The organism is Nocardia sp. NPDC004168, from assembly GCF_040610355.1.
Classification (GTDB): Bacteria; Actinomycetota; Actinomycetes; order Mycobacteriales; family Mycobacteriaceae; genus Nocardia; species Nocardia sichangensis.
In genome coordinates this window covers 351,999-368,636 of the sequence record NZ_JBEXME010000006.1, presented here as the reverse complement: position 1 = coordinate 368,636, position 16,638 = coordinate 351,999, and the positions used below count along the sequence as shown (strand labels likewise).

Annotated in this window: 13 protein-coding genes; 8 read left to right on the top strand and 5 right to left on the bottom strand. The window is 68.9% G+C overall.

From position 1 onward, the window contains the following. Positions 1-27: 27 nt before the first annotated feature. The 3 genes from ABZW96_RS15305 (at position 28) to ABZW96_RS15295 (ending at position 3,210) form a co-directional block, all read left to right on the top strand. Positions 28-1,308, top strand: a complete 1,281-nt coding sequence (locus tag ABZW96_RS15305) for an MFS transporter (RefSeq protein ID WP_355074930.1) — start codon at positions 28-30, stop codon at positions 1,306-1,308. 191 nt (positions 1,309-1,499) lie between these two features. Beyond that, positions 1,500-2,813, top strand: a complete 1,314-nt coding sequence (locus ABZW96_RS15300) for a citrate synthase (RefSeq protein WP_083880375.1) — start codon at positions 1,500-1,502, stop codon at positions 2,811-2,813. A gap of 37 nt (positions 2,814-2,850) precedes the next feature. Next, positions 2,851-3,210: an FKBP-type peptidyl-prolyl cis-trans isomerase gene (locus tag ABZW96_RS15295; RefSeq protein WP_355074928.1), complete on the top strand. Its 360-nt coding sequence runs from the start codon at positions 2,851-2,853 to the stop codon at positions 3,208-3,210. 82 nt (positions 3,211-3,292) lie between these two features. On the opposite strand, the gene ABZW96_RS15290 is transcribed toward ABZW96_RS15295, so the two are convergent. From ABZW96_RS15290 to ABZW96_RS15270, 5 genes are all read right to left on the bottom strand, one after another. Next, positions 3,293-4,462, bottom strand: a complete 1,170-nt coding sequence (locus ABZW96_RS15290) for a hypothetical protein (RefSeq protein ID WP_355074926.1) — start codon at positions 4,460-4,462, stop codon at positions 3,293-3,295. A gap of 57 nt (positions 4,463-4,519) precedes the next feature. Beyond that, positions 4,520-5,896, bottom strand: coding sequence for a HAMP domain-containing sensor histidine kinase (locus tag ABZW96_RS15285; RefSeq protein ID WP_355074924.1), 1,377 nt, complete (start codon positions 5,894-5,896; stop codon positions 4,520-4,522). Beyond that, the gene (locus ABZW96_RS15280; protein ID WP_355074922.1) at positions 5,893-6,606 is read right to left on the bottom strand and encodes a response regulator transcription factor; all 714 of its coding nucleotides are present in this window, start codon (positions 6,604-6,606) and stop codon (positions 5,893-5,895) included. The genes ABZW96_RS15285 and ABZW96_RS15280 overlap by 4 nt, the downstream gene beginning before the upstream one ends. Positions 6,607-6,728: 122 nt before the next feature. Continuing rightward, positions 6,729-7,115, bottom strand: coding sequence for a hemophore-related protein (locus ABZW96_RS15275; protein WP_355074921.1), 387 nt, complete (start codon positions 7,113-7,115; stop codon positions 6,729-6,731). Between the two features lie 118 nt (positions 7,116-7,233). Further along, positions 7,234-9,294 (bottom strand): AMP-binding protein, encoded by a 2,061-nt coding sequence (locus ABZW96_RS15270; protein WP_355074919.1) that lies wholly within the window; start codon positions 9,292-9,294, stop codon positions 7,234-7,236. A gap of 320 nt (positions 9,295-9,614) precedes the next feature. On the opposite strand from ABZW96_RS15270, the gene ABZW96_RS15265 reads away from it, so the two are divergent. The 5 genes from ABZW96_RS15265 to ABZW96_RS15245 are packed head-to-tail and all read left to right on the top strand — an operon-like array spanning position 9,615 to position 16,530. Continuing rightward, positions 9,615-13,517: an ATP-binding protein gene (locus tag ABZW96_RS15265; protein WP_355074917.1), complete on the top strand. Its 3,903-nt coding sequence runs from the start codon at positions 9,615-9,617 to the stop codon at positions 13,515-13,517. Further along, positions 13,514-13,927: a roadblock/LC7 domain-containing protein gene (locus ABZW96_RS15260; RefSeq protein ID WP_011207200.1), complete on the top strand. Its 414-nt coding sequence runs from the start codon at positions 13,514-13,516 to the stop codon at positions 13,925-13,927. The genes ABZW96_RS15265 and ABZW96_RS15260 overlap by 4 nt, the downstream gene beginning before the upstream one ends. 7 nt (positions 13,928-13,934) lie before the next feature. After that, positions 13,935-14,309: a DUF742 domain-containing protein gene (locus ABZW96_RS15255; RefSeq protein ID WP_039795171.1), complete on the top strand. Its 375-nt coding sequence runs from the start codon at positions 13,935-13,937 to the stop codon at positions 14,307-14,309. Further along, positions 14,290-14,892, top strand: a complete 603-nt coding sequence (locus ABZW96_RS15250) for an ATP/GTP-binding protein (RefSeq protein ID WP_355074914.1) — start codon at positions 14,290-14,292, stop codon at positions 14,890-14,892. The genes ABZW96_RS15255 and ABZW96_RS15250 overlap by 20 nt, the downstream gene beginning before the upstream one ends. Before the next feature lie 51 nt (positions 14,893-14,943). Next, entirely contained in the window at positions 14,944-16,530 is a 1,587-nt protein-coding gene (locus ABZW96_RS15245) for a carboxyl transferase domain-containing protein (protein ID WP_355074912.1), read from the top strand. The last annotated feature ends 108 nt before the right edge of the window (positions 16,531-16,638 follow it).

Genomic DNA, 16,638 nt, shown 5'->3' with positions numbered 1-16,638 from the left:
GAGGGGAGGACTGATTACGCTGCGGCGGTGAAACTGCTCGCCGACACCACTCCGCTGCGCAATCCGGACTTCCGACGCCTCTGGAGCTCGGGCATCGTCACCATGATCGGCGCGCAGTTGTCCGTGGTCGCGGTTCCGCAGCAGATCTTCCAGATCACCGGCAGTTCCGGTTACGTCGGCTTGGCCGGTCTGTTCGGCTTGGTGCCACTGATCGTGTTCGGCCTGTGGGGCGGCGCGCTCGCCGACGTGCTGGATCGGCGCAGGCTCCTGCTGATCACCAACTCGGGCACCGGCCTCACCGCCCTGGCCTTCTGGTTGCAAGCGGTGGCAGGGGCGGACAACGTGTGGCTCGTGCTCGGCCTGTTCGCCGTGCAGCAGGCGTTCTTCGCGGTGAACCAGCCCACCCGCAGCGCCACCATCCCCCGCCTGTTGCCGGAAGGCCAACTGGCCGCCGCGAATTCGCTGAACATGACGGTGATGCAATTCGGCGCCATCGCGGGTCCGGTGCTGGCGGGGGTGCTCATTCCCGTCGTCGGGCTCGCCACGCTCTACCTGATCGATGCGGTCGCGCTGCTGGCCACGTTGTGGGCGGTCTGGCGGCTGCCAGAGTTGCCGCCGACCGGAACGGTGCGCCGCGCCGGATTCCGCACCGTGCTGGACGGTTTCGGTTACCTCGCCACGCAACGGGTGCTGCTGGCGTCGTTCGCGGTGGACGTGATCGCCATGGTGTTCGGCATGCCGCGCGCGCTGTTCCCGCAGATCGCGCACGAGACCTTCGGCGACCCGGCGACCGGTGGCGTCGCGCTCGGCCTGCTGTTCGCCTCGATGTCGGCGGGCGCGGTGCTCGGCGGCGTGTTCTCCGGGTGGATTCCGCGCATCCGCAGGCAGGGCTTCGCGGTGCTGGTCTGCATCGCGCTGTGGGGGCTGGCCATGGTCGGCTTCGGCCTCGCCGTCGGGCTTACCGGCCACGGTCTCGGTCTCGGCGCCGGGCTGTGGATTGCGTTGGTGTGCTCGGCCTTCGGCGGCGCGGTGGACATGGTCTCGGCCGCGCTGCGGGTCACGATGCTGCAGACAGTGGCCACCGACGAGCTGCGCGGGCGGCTGCAAGGGGTGTTCACCGTGGTGGTCGCGGGCGGCCCGCGCATCGGTGATGTTGCCCACGGTTTCGCGGCAGCGAGCCTGGGTACCGCTGTAGCCGCGGCGGGCGGCGGTGCGCTCGTGGTGGTGGGTGTACTGATCGCGGCGGTCGCGTTTCCGGCCTTCACGCGTTACCGTGTCGGTCGCGCTCCTGCCGAAATCGCCGTGTGACGTGCAGTGCTAACGCTTGGCGACCGCGTTTCGCGGTAGCCACCGGACCTCACCGCGCCGGGACGTGTTTGTGAGCCGCCGCAGGACTACCCTCCGGTATTGTCCGCGTCGGCCAACGGCTAGCGTTGAGGCAAGCGCATCGTGCGCCACCGCGCCGGTGCCTGTGGTTCTAGCCTGAGAGGGATCCTTCCGTGCCCGCTGAGAACATCATCAACGTCGACGACGACGCCAAGCCGGTCCTTTCCTACCCCGGCGGCGAGTTCCCGATGACGGTCACCAGGGCCGCCGAGGGCAACGACGGGATCGAGCTGGGAAAGCTGCTGGCCAGCACCGGGTATGTGACGTACGACCCGGGCTTCATGAACACCGCCCCGACCAAGTCGGCGATCACCTACATCGACGGTGAGGCGGGCATCCTGCGCTACCGCGGCTACCCGATCGACCAGCTCGCGGCGGCCTCGACCTTCATCGAGGTCAGCTACCTGCTGATCTACGGCGAGCTGCCCACGCAGGCCCAGCTCGAGGACTTCACCGACCGCATCCGCAGGCACACCCTGCTGCACGAGGACCTGAAGCGGTTCTTCGACGGCTTCCCGCGCAACGCGCACCCCATGCCGGTGCTGTCCTCGGCGGTGAACGCCCTGTCGGCCTACTACCAGGACTCGCTGGACCCGCGCGACCCCGAACAGGTCGAGCTGTCCACCATCCGGCTGCTGGCCAAGCTGCCCACCATCGCGGCCTACTCGTACAAGAAGTCGGTCGGCCAGCCCTTCCTCTACCCGGACAACTCGCTGAGCCTGGTGGAGAACTTCCTGCGGATGACCTTCGGCTTCCCGGCCGAGCCCTACGAGGTGGACCCCGAGGTCGCCGCGGCGCTGGACATGCTGCTCATCCTGCACGCCGACCACGAGCAGAACTGCTCCACTTCGACCGTGCGCCTGGTCGGCTCGTCCGACGCCAACCTGTTCACCTCGGTGTCCGGCGGCATCAACGCGCTGTGGGGCCCGCTGCACGGCGGCGCGAACCAGGCCGTGCTGGAGATGCTCGACGGCATCAAGGCCAGCGGCAGCGACGTCAAGGAGTTCATCCGCAAGGTCAAGAACAAGGAAGACGGGGTGAAGCTCATGGGCTTCGGTCACCGCGTCTACCGCAACTACGACCCGCGCGCCTCGATCGCCAAGAAGCACGCCGACGCCATCCTGAGCAAGCTCGGCGGCCACGACGAGCTGTTCGACATCGCCCAGGCCCTGGAAGAGGCCGCGCTCACCGACGACTACTTCATCGAGCGCCGCCTGTACCCGAACGTCGATTTCTACACCGGCGTCATCTACAAGGCGATGGGCTTCCCGACCCGCATGTTCACCGTGCTGTTCGCGATGGGCCGGCTCCCCGGCTGGATCGCGCACTGGCGCGAAATGCACAGCGAGCCGCTGAAGATCGGCCGTCCCCGGCAGATCTACACCGGCTACGGCGCTCGCGATTACCGCGAGATCAACAATCGCTGACGAAATCCATCCACCATCTATCGAAGGGGATAGCCGAATGACCAAACCGGAGATCGAGTTCCAGGCAGGGCCCGCGCCCACCGAGCTGGTGATCAAGGACATCATCGAGGGCGAGGGCAAAGAAGCCGTGCCCGGCGGCACCGTGGAAGTGCACTACGTGGGCGTCGAATTCGAATCCGGCGAAGAGTTCGACTCGTCGTGGAACCGCGGCGAGTCCATCACCTTCCCGCTGCGCGGCCTGATCCAGGGCTGGCAGGACGGCATTCCCGGGATGAAGGTCGGCGGTCGTCGTCAGCTGACCATCCCGCCGGAGCTGGCCTACGGCGGGGCTGGCGGCGGTCACCCCCTGTCCGGCAAGACGCTGGTCTTCGTGATCGACCTGCTGAACGCCAACTAGTCTGGCGGCGCCGCGTGTTCGCGGCCCTCTTATGGCTCGCGTATGGCCCGTCTTCTTAGAAGAAGACGGGCCATCGTCGTATCTACTTCCTGACGATCTCGACCGGGTCGGTCAGGGCCGCTGCCAGCGCTGCTTGCTGGGTGCTGCTGCGTTGCGGCAGCGCGGCCACCGCCTTGTCGGTTTGCGTGCTCAGGTTGCGCACGATGTTCTGTAGCTGGCTCACACCGCCGGTGAGCTGGCCGATGGCGCCGACCAGTTGAGCGCCGCCCTGTTCGGCGAGCTGCGGCAAGCCCTCGGCGAGTTTCGCGCCTTCGGACAGTTGCGCGCTCGCGCTGGTCAGGCGGTCGACGACGGTGCGGAGCAGGGTGCCGAGATCGGTGTCGGGGTCGACCGCGCCGCCGACGAGCGAGCCGAGGCCGGTCAGCTGGGATCCCGCTTGCGCGGACACGCCGCGCAGCGCTTCCAGCTTCCCGATGATGTCGGCGAGTGCCGGGTCGCTCGCGAACGGCAGCGCGCGCAGCAGCGGCAGGATCTGGTCGAGTCCGCCGCTCACCGTGTTCGCCGTTCGTTCCACCTGCGCGATCGTGATTCCGGTCGAGTCGAGGGCCGCGGCGAGCCGGCCCGCTTGCGCGGCGGCGCCGTCGACGTTGGAGTTCAGCAACGCGATGGCCGAAGTGAGTTGCGCCGATCCGGATTTCGCGAACTCCAGGAAGCCGAGCAACTGATCGGCGCCGGAGCTGAACTGGTCGGCTCCCGCGGCGGCCGCCTCGACGCCCGCGTTGAGCAACTGTGCGCTGAACTGCACCTGCGACATCTGCGACCTGGCCTGTGCGACGGCGGTGAGCGCGGCGTCGACGCCTGCCGCGCCGATCCGGTGCGTCACCGCGGTCATCGCGCCGTGCACCAAGTCGGCGTCGGCGTGTTCGTTCGTGTCCACGGTGACCTTGGCCCGCTTCGGTTCGGGCCCGGCCAAAGTGCCCATAGACGCCGTGAGGTCGGCGGGCAGCGTGATCACCGCGGCGTAGTCGTCGGTGTTCGCCTCACCCGGCGCCGCGGCGGTCCATTCGTAGCCGCCCGCGTCCTGCAACGCCTTGACCACGCGCGCCCCTGTCGGCCCGGCATCGGCATTGACCAGCGCGATCCCCGTCGGCCCCCGATCCGTCCCGGTCCATGCGGTGAGCCCGGCGCCGAGCGCTCCAGCTGCGACGAGGGCGACGACGAGAAGGCCCCAGCGGGCGCGTTTTCCGATCACGCCGCAGACCCTAAACGCGAGTTATGGCGCCCCCCTTGGCGTTTCTCTGAGAGTTGTCTAAGTTGCCGACCGCTCTGGTAAGTCCAGGACCAAGCGGATGCCGCCGAGCGTACCCGCGTCGAAATAGGCCCGGCCGCCGTGGAGTTGGGCCTGCTGAGCGACCAGAGCGAGGCCGAGTCCGGACCCACCCTTGCTCGCCTGGCTGCCGCGGAAGAAGCGGTCGAAGACGGCCTCGCGCTCCTGCGGCGGGATGCCGCGCCCGTTGTCATCGATCGAGATCACGATGTGGCCGTCGGGCGCACGGTGCGCCGAGACCAGGGCCTCGGTCGCTCCGCCGTGTTTGACCGAGTTGGCCAGCGCGTTGTCCACCGCCAACCGCAGCCCGGCGGGCAGGCCGCGGGTGACCAGCTCGGCGTCGGAATCGATGCGCACGACCAGGCCGGGGAAGTGCCGCATGGCATCGTGCGCGGCTTGGTCGCACAGGTCGCCGACGTCGGTAGCGACGTGGTCGCGCTCATTGGTCAGGTCGCCGGTGGCCAGCCGCTCCAGCGCCGCGAGCGTGCTCTCCACCCGGCCCTGGCTGCGTTGCAGGTCGCCCAGGATCTCCGACCGCTGCGACTCGTCCAGGTCGAGTGTGCGCAGTACCTCGAGATCGGTGCGCATCGCGGTCAGCGGGGTGCGCAGTTCGTGGGCGGACACGGCGGCGAAGTCGCGGGCGGTCTCCAGTGCGGCGGCGGTCTGCGCCTGCGCCTGGTCCACCCGCTGCAACATGGTGTTCACCGCGTCGGCCAATTGCTCCGCCTCGTGCACGCCCGCACCCTCCACCGGCGCCTGCGGATTGCTCGGATCGGGAAACGCGCTGCGTGCGCCCACTTGCCGAGTGAGCCGGACGATCGGGCGCACCGCAGCGCCCGCGAGCAACCAGCCGAGCCCGGCGGCGGCGGCGATGGCCAGCAGCGCGCCGCCGAGCACCCATCGTTGCTGCTCGGCGGTGGCCTCGGCCGCGTCCGCGGCGGGTATGCCGATTGCGACCACGCGGCCCGCGGGCTGCTTCTCGGTGGTGGTCAGGATCCGGTAGGGGGTGCCGCCCACCGGCACGGTGCGGGAGCCGGTGGGCAACTCGGGTAGTTCCGTGGGCGTGCTCGCGACCACCTCGCCGTTGTCCCGGACGGTCACCGCCATGTTGTTGTTCAAGCCGGTCAGGCTGATGAACCGGACGGCGATCTGCGGCTCGATCAGCACGATTCGCGCCGCGACGTCGAGTTGCTGGTCGGATTGCCGCACGTTGTTGCGCTCGATGGCGCGGATGCTGATCAGGCTGATCAGCGTCACGATGATGATCGCGCCCGCGGCTGCCGCGCCCGCGACGCGGGTGCGCAGCGAAAACGATCGGCGCCGACGGGTTTTCGGCGGTGCGGCGGCGGGCACCGTCATTTCGGCGCTCGCAGCACGAACCCGACGCCGCGGATCGTGTGCAGCAACCGGGGAGTGCCGTCCACCTCGAGCTTGCGGCGCAGATAGCCGACGAAGACGTCCACCACATTGGTGTCGGCGGCGAAGTCGTAGCCCCACACCAGTTCCAGCAGACGTTCCCGGCTCAGCACCACTCCGACGTTCCTGGCCAGCGTCGACAGCAGTTCGAATTCCCGCTTGGTGAGTTCGATCTCGCGGCCGTGCAGCAGCGCGCGGTAGCCGGCGACGTCCACCTCGAGCGGGCCGATGGCGACCGCTCCCGGGGTCGCGGGGGCTGGTACGTCCGACCGCCTGCGCAGCAGCGCCCTGATCCGGACCACCAGTTCCTTCAGCACGAATGGTTTGACCAGGTAGTCGTCGGCGCCGGACTCCAGCCCAGCGATGCGGTCGTCCACCGACGCGCGGGCGCTGAGCACACAGATCGGCACCTCGTTGCCCATCGCGCGCAAGGCGGTCACCACGCCCGCGCCGTCGAGCACCGGCATGTTCATGTCCAGCACGATGGCGTCGGGCGCGTTCTCGTTCACACTGCGCAACGCCTGTGCGCCGTCCCTGGCCACCAGGACTTGGAAGCCGGACAAACGCAGCCCGCGCTCGACCGAGGCGAGCACGTCCTCGTCGTCGTCGACGACGAGAACCGTCGGGTTCGAGGTCGAGGTCACGTCGTCCATTCTGCTCCCCGCCTCCGTGAATCTTCGGTCGTGCGAGTCGGCGCGCGGACTCGCGTTCGGAACCAGGGGATGACCCGCCGGAATACGGAAATGCCCGGCGAGTCACCCATGTTTCCGCGGGATCAGTAGTTGTGGCAGGTCTCCGCCACGACGCGGATGGTGTCGCGCAACTGCGCGGTCCGCGGGTCGTTCTCCGCCTGGCGCGCCGCGTCCGGGTTCTCGTCGATGGCCCGCCGCAATTCGGCCCTGCGCTGCTCGACCGGCTGGTCGAACTTGCGTTGCAACTCGGCCTTCTGGTTCGGGTTCGCGTCGAGCATCGCGGCCAGCTGCGGCGCCTTGTCGTGCAGGGCCGCGTCGACCTGGGCGAACGAGCAGTCCGAGGTCAGCAGGGGCTCGGCGTATTCCATCGGGCCCGCGGCGGCGATAGCGGGGCTCAGTAGCAACGTGACCGTGGCGATTCCACCTGCTGCCGCGGCGGCGACGGCGGGGCGGCCTACGGAACGTTTCATGTCTCTGCCTCCAGATCATCGAGGGGTTTCGGGCGGTCTCGAGGCTATTTCGAACTGCTGGCACCGACATGAACATCCTCTGAGGAAACTCTGAGGACGTTAACGGCGGTGCGGAAACTCAGGACGGCGCAACCGGATCCACGTCCGGCGCCACTACGTCGTCGGTGTTCTCCGTGCTGTGCGCCGGGTCCCGCCATTCGGGACGCGCCGCGCGGATCTGCTGCTCCAGCGCCACCAGCACCGCCGGATCCTCGATGGTGGAAGGCACCTCGAAAGTCTCGCCGGAGGTGATCTGCCGGATGGTCTTGCGCAAGATCTTGCCGGACCTGGTCTTGGGCAGCGCGGTCACGACGATGGCGTCGTGCAGCGTGGCGATCGCGCCGACGTGGGTGCGCACTCGCTCGATCAGTTCGTCGCGCAGCCGGTCGGGATCGATGTCGACGCCGGACTTGAGCACCACGTACGCCAGCGGCCGGTGCCCCTTGAGTTCGTCGGGCAGCCCGATGACGGCGCATTCTGCGACGGCCTCGTGCCCCGCGATGGCCGCCTCGATACTGCCCGCCGAAAGCCGGTGCCCGGCCATGTTGATCACGTCGTCGCTGCGGCCGAGGACGTACAGGTAGCCGTCCTCGTCGAAGTAGCCGGAGTCGCCGGTGAGGTAGTGGCCGGGATACGCGGAGAGATAGGAGCGCTCGTACCGGGCCTCGTCCCGCCAGAGGCCGGTCAGCGTGCCGGGCGGCAGCGGCAGACCGATGACGATGTTGCCTTCGGTGTTCGGCGCCACCGCGTTGCCGGAGGAATCGAGCACGCGTAGTCGATAGCCGGGCACCGGTACCGAGGCCGAGCCCGGTTTGATCGGCAGCTGCTGCAGGCCGAGCGGGTTCGCGCAGACCGGCCAGCCGGTCTCGGTCTGCCACCAGTGATCCACGACGGGGCAGTCCGAGCGGCCCGCGAGCAGGGTTTCGTCGGCCCAGGCGTAGGTGGCCGGGTCTAGGCGTTCGCCCGCGCAGAACAGCGCGCGCAGGGAGGACAGGTCGTGGCGGTGGGCCAGCTCGGCCTCGGGGTCGGCCTTGCGGATGGCGCGTAGCGCGGTCGGGGCGGTGAACAGCACGTCGACCTTGTGCTTGTCCACCACCCGCCAGTACGCGCCCGCGTCCGGGGTGCCGACCGGCTTGCCTTCGTACAGCAGCGTGGTGGCTCCGACCAACAGCGGCGCGTAGACGATGTAGGAGTGCCCGACCACCCAGCCCACGTCGGAGGCGGCCCACATCACCTGGCCCGCGTCGACGTCGTAGATGTTGCGCATCGACCAGGCCAGGGCGACCGCGTGCCCGCCGTTGTCGCGGACCACGCCCTTCGGCTTCCCGGTGGTGCCGGAGGTGTAGAGGATGTAGAGCGGATCGGTCGCGGCGACCGACACCGGGTCGGCCCGCGGCGCGTCGCGGACGGCATCGTCCCAGTCGAGCCACTGCGCGGCCACGGTCTGCGCCGAACTCGGCAGGTACTCGGTGGCGGGCTGCGGCGCGGGAAAGTGGATCGTGTCGAACTGCGGCCGCTGCTTGACGATCACCGTGCGCGGCGCGGTCGTCTCGGCGAGATCCAGCGCGTGCAGCACGATGGGCGGGTATTCGATCTGCTTGCCCGGTTCCAGGCCACCGGACGCTGTGATGATCAACACCGGCTCGGCGTCATCGATGCGCGCGGCCAGCTCCGGGGCCGCGAAGCCGCCGAACACCACCGAGTGCACCGCGCCGATGCGGGCGCAGGCCAGCATCGCGATCACCGCTTCGGGGATCATCGGCAGGTAGATCACCACGCGATCGCCCGCGGCGACGCCCAGCCGCGCCATCGCCCCCGCGAACCGCGACACCTCGTCGAGCAGCTCGGCGTAGGTGTAGACAACGGTGGCGTCGGTCATAGCCGAGTCGTATATCAGTGCGGGCTGGTCGGCGCGGCTCGGCGAGTCGGGGGTGGTGGGGTGGACGTGGCGGTCGAGCGCGTTGAAGGAGGTGTTGAGCCGGGCGCCGGAGAACCACCTGGCTACCGGGCGGGCGCCGCTGTCGACGATCTGCGTCGGCGGCACGTCCCAGTCGATCGCTTCGGCCGCGCCGGCCCAGAACTCGGCTGGATCCACCAAGCTGGTCTGGTAGGCCGGTCGGTACTCGTGCCGCACGTTCAACCCCGTGACTCCCTAGCCTCGCCTCGATGCCCGCCTCGATAGATCTGGTTGATTGTGGCAGACTTCACGCGACGCCCGGGTGGGTGCCGCTACCTTTGGTTTTGCCTGGAACCGGCAGGTCAATGATCGCGACATCACGCCCCGTCACCCAAGAAGTTATTGATCCGTTAGAATCTGATGTCACTTATTTGGGCCGTCGTAGACGCAATTTCTCGGCCAGCCGCAGCTCTCGGCCAGCTCCACCTGTCGAGCCAAGCACGCGATTGTGGAGGTTCGGTTGATGGCGCGTGGTAGAGGCCAGTTTGGAAAGTGAGTGGGAGATGCGTGACGCCGCTAGCTCCGGCAGTAGCCGCTGGGCGCTGGGCAACTGGGACCTGCGCTGGAAGGTGACGGCGGTCCTCGCCGTGCCTCTCGCGGTCGCGGTCGGCCTCGGCGTATCCAGGATCTCGTCGGAGTTCGCGGACTCGAACCGGCTCGCCGACATCTCGGACAACGTCGCCGCCATCCCCTCGGTCACCGCGCTCAGCGCGCAGACCGCCACCACAGCGGGCTCGCAGATGATCTCGCTGGGGTCCAACCAGTCCGTGGTGACCGACCAGAACCTGGCGGACCTGGACAAGGCGATCGCCAACGCCGAGAAGGCGGTCGGCAAACTCGACGGCGTACCGGGCGCGCGCGCGGCCATCGACAGCATGCTCACCCAGGCCAAGGGGGTGCGCGCCCAGGGCAAGTCGGTCTCCACCGGACCGCCGTCGGACACCCTCGCGCTGATCGACCGGGTCCGCAGCGACAGCGTCCGGATCGTCGAGACGACGGTCGGCCAGGTCAGCGACACCGCGGTGGACGCGGCCAAACTGCGGCTGGTCGACTCGCTCAACACCCGTGCAACCCTGGTCAGTGAGCTCGCCGCCTTCCCCGAGGTGCTGCGCGCCCAGCAGTCCGGCGTCCAGAACTTCCTCATCGCCTCCAACACCGAGCGCGCGCTGCTCAACGTGCTCGCGCACCGCTTCGCCGACGGCGACACCTCGATCGCCGACCTGCGCGCGGGCATCGACACCAGGATCGCGCTGCTGACCAGCCCGCAGTCGCAGGCGGGCCAGCTTCCGGTCGGTGACCTGAAGAAGTCGCTGACCGACAGCCTCGCGGTGTACGAGCACGTCGTCGGCAAGGCGACCAAGGACATCGACTCCGCTATGGACTCGCTGGTGACCACCGCCCAGCGGGACGCGTGGACCTATACCGCGGTCGTCATCGCGACCATCCTCGCCGCGCTGCTGCTCGCGGTCTTCGTGGCCCGCTCGATGATCGTCCCGCTGCACCGGCTGCGGTTGGCCGCGCTGCGCGTGGCCGAGAGCGACCTGCCGCACGAGGTCGCCCAGCTCCGCACCGGCGCCTCGCCGGAAGAGGTGCCGCTGGAGCCGATGCCGGTGCGTAGCACCGAGGAGATCGGTCAGCTCGCCCGCGCGGTCGACGACATCCACGGCCAGGCGCTGCGCCTGGCGAGTGACCAGGCGAAGATGCGTTCTCAGGTCAACGACATGTTCGAGACCTTGGCGCGGCGGTCGAAGTCGCTCGTCGACCATCAGCTCACGCTCATCGAGGCGATGGAGTACGACGAGAAGGACCCGCGCCTGCTGGAGAACTTGTTCCGGCTGGACCATCTCGCCGCCCGTATGCGCCGTAACGGTGACAACCTGCTGATTCTCGCGGGCACCAGGCAGCGCCGCGCCAAGTCCGCCCCGGTCGAGATCGCCGACGTGCTCCGCGCCGCGATCTCCGAGGTGGAGGACTACGAGCGCGTGAAGCTCGGCGCCACGCCGCGCGGTTCGCTGAAGGAACCCGCCGCCTCCGACCTCGCGCATCTGTTCGCCGAGCTGCTCGACAACGCGCTGCGCGCCTCGCCGCCGGAGACCGACGTCAAGTTCACGTTCGCGCAGGCGCACGATCAGGGACTGCTCATCGAGGTGGCCGACCGCGGCATCGGTATGCCGCCCGCCGAGATGGCCGATATCAACCGCCGTCTGGAGCAGACCGCCGAGCCGGGGCCGGACACGGCCCGGCACATGGGTCTGTTCGTGGTCGGCAGGCTCGCCGAGCGGCACGGTCTCACCGTGCGGTTGCGGCCGACCTTCGACACCGCGCGCGATCCGGGCGTGACGGTGACCGTGCACGTGCCCGTCGGACTCATCGTCGCGGGCAAACCGAGCGCGGGGCAGCCCGTCACCCCGCAGCCTTCGCCGCAGGCCGCCGCTCCACAGCGTCCGTCGGCGCCGTCGTCCATGCAGATGCGGGCCGTCCAGCGGACTCCTGGGGGCAATGTCATGGTCACCGTCGATCCCGGGGTGAGCGGCCCGATTCCGGCCGTGAGCGCCAAGCCCACCGCTTCGTCCAGCGGACCGATCCCCACGGGACCGGGTGGACTGCCGCAGCGGCAGCCGGGTTCGGCGATGACGTCGTCCGGTATGCGCTCGGAGAACCAGCAGTCGGCTACGAGTCTGCGGCCCACGCCGGGGCAGCCCGCGCCGAGTGGTCCGCAGCGTGGCAAGCTCGCCGCGGCCAGCCTGCCCAAGCGCAACCTCAGCCCCGGCGGTCCGCCGCCGCGCCAGCCCGGTGGGCCCGCCGAGTCGTCCGGTACCGGCCTGCCGTCGCGTGAGCCGAACTCGGGCGAGCTACCGGTGCGTCAGCCGGGCGCCAACGGCGTGCCGCAGCCGAGCACCGGTCTGCCGCAGCGCCAGCCGGGCACCAACGGCGTGCCGCCGCGAGACGCTTCGAAGGGCATGCCGCAGCGGGAATCCGGTTTGGGCGGTCTACCCCAGCGTGAGTCCGCCTCCGGCGGTCTGCCGCAGCGGGAATCGGCCGCGGGTGGTTTGTCGCAGCGCGACTCCGGTTTGGGTGGCTTGTCGCAGCGCGACTCCGGTTTGGGCGGCTTGCCGCAGCGTGAGTCCGCATCTGGCGGCCTGCCGCAGCGTGAGTCGGCGGCGGGTGGTCTGCCGACGCGTGAGCCGGGTGTGACGCGTCTGCCGTCGCGTGAACCGGGCGCCACCGGCCTACCGCAGCGGCAGCCGGGTTCGAACGGTGTGCCGCAGCGTGAGTCGGCGGCGGGAGGTCTGCCGACGCGTGAGCCGGGTGTCACGGGTCTGCCGTCGCGTGAACCGGGCGCCACCGGCCTGCCGTCGCGTGAACCGTCCATCGGCCTGCCGCAGCGTGAGCCAGGTGCTACCGGCCTGCCGTCGCGTGAACCGTCCATCGGCCTGCCGCAGCGTGAGCCAGGTGCTACCGGTCTGCCGCAGCGTGAATCGGGCGCGACGGGTCTGCCGTCGCGTGAGCCGGGCGCTACCGGCCTGCCGCAGCGTGAATCGGGTGCTACCGGCCTGCCATCGCGGCAGCCCACGCCCAGCCTGCCGCAGCGCGATGCGGCGCCCACCGGTCTGCCGCAGCGTGAACCCGGCAACGGTCTGCCGCAGCGGGATGCCGGTGCTCACCGTCTGCCGCAGCGTGAGTCCGCCAACGGCTTGACGCAGCGGGAGCCGGGCTCCGGCGCGCTGCCTGCCGTCGGCAACGGTCTGCCGCAACGAGATGCGACGGCGAGCGGTCTGCCGCAGCGTCCGCCAGCGCCGTCGAGCCTTCCGCAGCGCGAGAGCGGGCTGACCGGTCTGCCGCAGCGGCAGCCGGGCGCTCAGACGCCGCAGCGCCAGCCCGTGCCGCCGGGTATCGCGCTCCCGCAGCGCGATCGCGGTGGCCAGCACGCCGCGAGCCCAGAGCAGCCTGCCGCCTCGCCGGGGCGCGATCCCGGCAAGCACAGCTTCCGGTCCAACCCGGCCAAGACGGCGTCGTTCTTCCAGACCAGGTTGCAGCCCGCGGACGAGTCGGGAGCGTCGATGGGCGGAACGCCGATCTTCGCCGAGATGATGTCGGCGTGGCTGTCGGATCCCAACACGGATAGGTCCCAGGTGGCTGCCTCCTTCGAATCGCCGGGTGACGAGGGTTGGCAAGCGGCTCGCCGGGCCAGCGAGGCGCAGCCGGAGACGAAAACGGCGGCGGGGTTGCCGCAACGCAATCCGGGCGGAAGGCTTGTCCCCGGCGGCGTCAGCGGTTCGGCGGATCGGGCGCCGCGCCGCGACCCAGAAACGATCAGGTCCAGCTTGAGTCGTCACCAGCAGGGCGTCCGGGATGGCCGCGCAATGAGAGCAATGAACCTAACCGGAGATAAAGGAGACCGATGAACCCCGATCTAGGTGGTACGAATCGTCAGCTGGATTGGCTGGTTTCGAACTTTGCCAACGAGGTTCCTGGCGTAGCCCATGCTGTCCTGGTCTCGGCTGACGGCCTACTCATGGCCGCGAGTGCCCAACTGCCCGTCGACCGCGCCGAACAGCTCTCGGCCGTCACGGCCGGTCTGGCCAGCCTGTCAGTCGGCGTCTCGAACCTGTTCGAGGGCGGTACCGTGCTGCAGTCCGTCGTCGAGATGGAGCACGGTTACCTGCTACTCATGGCTGTCGGCGACGGTTCCTATCTCGCTGTGCTGACCAACACTTCGTGTGACATCGGTCAGGTCGGCTACGAGATGGCTCTGTTGGTCGAGCGGGTTGGCCAGACTGTTCAGGCCACACCACGCGTCACGATGGGTTCCTGATGGTGGGATGGACATAGAAGATCACCGCGTGGGAAGCGTCGAGCCCAGCCTCGTACGGCCGTACTCGCTGACCGCAGGCCGCACCAGGCCCGCGGTCGAGTTGGCGTTGGAGGCTCTCGTCGCATCGCATCCGGTCGCCCTGGAGCGGCAGTTCGAACTGACCAACATCGAGACGTCAATCGTGGAGTTGTGCAGAGAATCGCCGTCCGTTGCCGAGGTAGCAGCCCGATTGGGTATCCCTATCGGGGTGGCCCGTGTGCTCGTGGCCGATTTGATCGAGGCCGGGCACGTGCGCGTTTCGGCGACTTTGAAAGACGATTCCAGCGACGATGAGCGTCGCGAGCTGATCGAAAGGGTTCTCAGTGGACTCCGGCGTATTTGATTCGACGGCGCAGGTCGACACTCGTACCAGTAAGCCAACATCGGCGAAGATCGTGGTCGCGGGTGGCTTCGGCGTCGGGAAGACCACGTTGGTCGGTGCTGTCTCGGAGATCGTTCCGCTGCGCACCGAGGCATTGGTGACCAATGCCAGCGCCGGGATCGACAATCTGACCGGCATCCCGATGAAATCGACCACCACCGTGGCGATGGACTTCGGCCGGATCAGTCTCGCCGACGATCTCGTGTTGTACCTGTTCGGCACGCCCGGCCAGTACCGATTCTGGTTCATGTGGGACGACCTGATCCGGGGCGCCATCGGCGCCGTCGTACTGGTCGACACCCGCAGGCTGGAGGACAGCTTCGCGGCCGTCGACTACTTCGAAGCGCGCGGCCTACCGTTCCTGGTGGCGCTCAACGAATTCGACGACGCGCCGCGTTACCCGATCGAGGACATCCGGCAGGCGCTCGCCGTGCCTGCCGATGTGCCGATCATGTCCATCGACGCCCGTCGCCGGGAGCCGGCCAAGCAGGCCCTGGTCGCGCTCACGGAGTACGCGCTGCGCAAGGTGATGCAGGGCTACTGAGTGCTCGCGCGGCTCGCCGGAGCATTGGGTAGGGCCGGATAGGCTCGCCCGGTGCGTACTTCGGCGCGAGAGTTACTCGAGCAACTGCTCGACAAGGACTCGTTCGTCAGCTGGGACCGGCCGCCGGTGACGGTGGCCGTTTCTCCGCGGTACCGCGATGCCTTGCGGAAGGCGGCCGTCGCGGCGGGCACCGACGAATCGGTGCTCACCGGCGAAGGGCTGCTGCGTGGTCGGCGCGTGGCCGTGATCGCCTGCGAGTTCGGATTTCTGGCCGGCTCGATCGGTGTCGCGGCGGCGGAGCGGATCGTCTCGGCGGTCGAGCGCTCCACCGAACTCGGGCTGCCGTTGGTCGCTTCGCCGACCTCCGGCGGGACCAGGATGCAGGAGGGCACCGTCGCCTTCGTGCAGATGGTGAAGATCGCCGGTGCGGTGGCGGCGCACAAGTCGGCGGGGTACCCCTACGTCGTCTACCTTCGCAACCCGACGATGGGCGGCGTTTTCGCGTCGTGGGGTTCGTTGGGGCACATCACTTTCGCCGAACCCGGGGCGCTCATCGGGTTTCTCGGCCCTCGGGTCTATCAGGCCCTGTACGGCAGACCTTTCCCGGAAGGCGTGCAGACCGCGGAGAACCTGTATCGGCGCGGCGTAATCGACGGCGTTTTGACGATTCCGGTCTTCCGCCGTATCGCCCATCGCGCGTTGAGTGTGTTCAGCGGCATCGAATTGCCGGATTCGGCTGCTGGACGGAGTTCCGAGCAGATCGCGGCATCGGAGCCGCACCGGCCGGTATCTGCTCCGCATTCGAACGACGTTGCGACAGAGTCGATTCAGTCCGATGTCGAATGTGATCGCGCCGCGGACGATCGGGTGTGGCGGTCGGTCCTCATCTCCCGCCGCCCGGAGCGTCCCGGCATTCGGGATCTCCTTCGTCATGTGACGCAACGAGTTCCGCTCAGCGGCACCGGTCAGGGCGAGTCCGATCGCACCGCCGTGCTCGCTCTCGGCCGTTTCCGTGGGCAGCCGTGTGTGGTGTTCGGGCACGATCGGCGAGGACAGCAGGGTGAGAACACCATGGGTCCGGCGGCGCTGCGCGAGGCGCGGCGCAGTATGGCGCTTGCTCAGGAGTTGCGGCTGCCTTTGGTTCTGGTCATCGACACCGTAGGCGCGGCGCTGTCGAAGGAGGCCGAGGAACGCGGGCTGGCGCCCGAGATCGCTCGCTGCATAGCCGATCTGGTGACGTTGGATACCCCGACCGTCTCGGTGCTGCTCGGCCAGGGCACCGGCGGCGGCGCGCTGGCGCTGCTGCCCGCCGACCGGGTGCTCGCCGCCACACATGCGTGGCTGGCCCCGCTGCCGCCGGAGGGAGCGAGCGCCATCGTCTTCCGTGACACCGATCATGCTGCGGAATTGGCTGCGGCGCAACGGATCAGCGCCCCTGACCTGCTGGCCGACGGCGTGGTCGACCGGATCGTGCCGGAATTGCCCGACGCGGCGGACGAGCCGGTGGACTTCGCCCGCCGGATGGTCGCCGCGATCGCGCACGAACTGGCGGCCTTGCGCGCCCGTCCGGAATCGGAGTTGCCGACGGCTCGGCAGACGCGGTACCGGCGGCTCGGGTTGCCCGGCTCGACGAGCTGACCGCGGTGAACGCGGAAAGTCCGCGGTCCGCAAGCCCCCGTTCCCAGCAAATTACAAGCCAACACACCCGAGTGCGTGATTGACGGTTCGCCGCCACACTTCTACCGT

Bases quoted from the DNA above. Each gene is read 5' to 3' on its own strand.
- ABZW96_RS15295 (WP_355074928.1), top strand. From the start codon at position 2,851: ATGACCAAACCGGAGATCGAGTTCCAGGCAGGGCCCGCGCCCACCGAG.
- ABZW96_RS15285 (WP_355074924.1), bottom strand. From the start codon at position 5,896: ATGACGGTGCCCGCCGCCGCACCGCCGAAAACCCGTCGGCGCCGATCG.
- ABZW96_RS15280 (WP_355074922.1), bottom strand. From the start codon at position 6,606: ATGGACGACGTGACCTCGACCTCGAACCCGACGGTTCTCGTCGTCGAC.
- ABZW96_RS15275 (WP_355074921.1), bottom strand. From the start codon at position 7,115: ATGAAACGTTCCGTAGGCCGCCCCGCCGTCGCCGCCGCGGCAGCAGGT.
- ABZW96_RS15265 (WP_355074917.1), top strand. From the start codon at position 9,615: ATGCGTGACGCCGCTAGCTCCGGCAGTAGCCGCTGGGCGCTGGGCAAC.
- ABZW96_RS15260 (WP_011207200.1), top strand. From the start codon at position 13,514: ATGAACCCCGATCTAGGTGGTACGAATCGTCAGCTGGATTGGCTGGTT.
- ABZW96_RS15255 (WP_039795171.1), top strand. From the start codon at position 13,935: ATGGACATAGAAGATCACCGCGTGGGAAGCGTCGAGCCCAGCCTCGTA.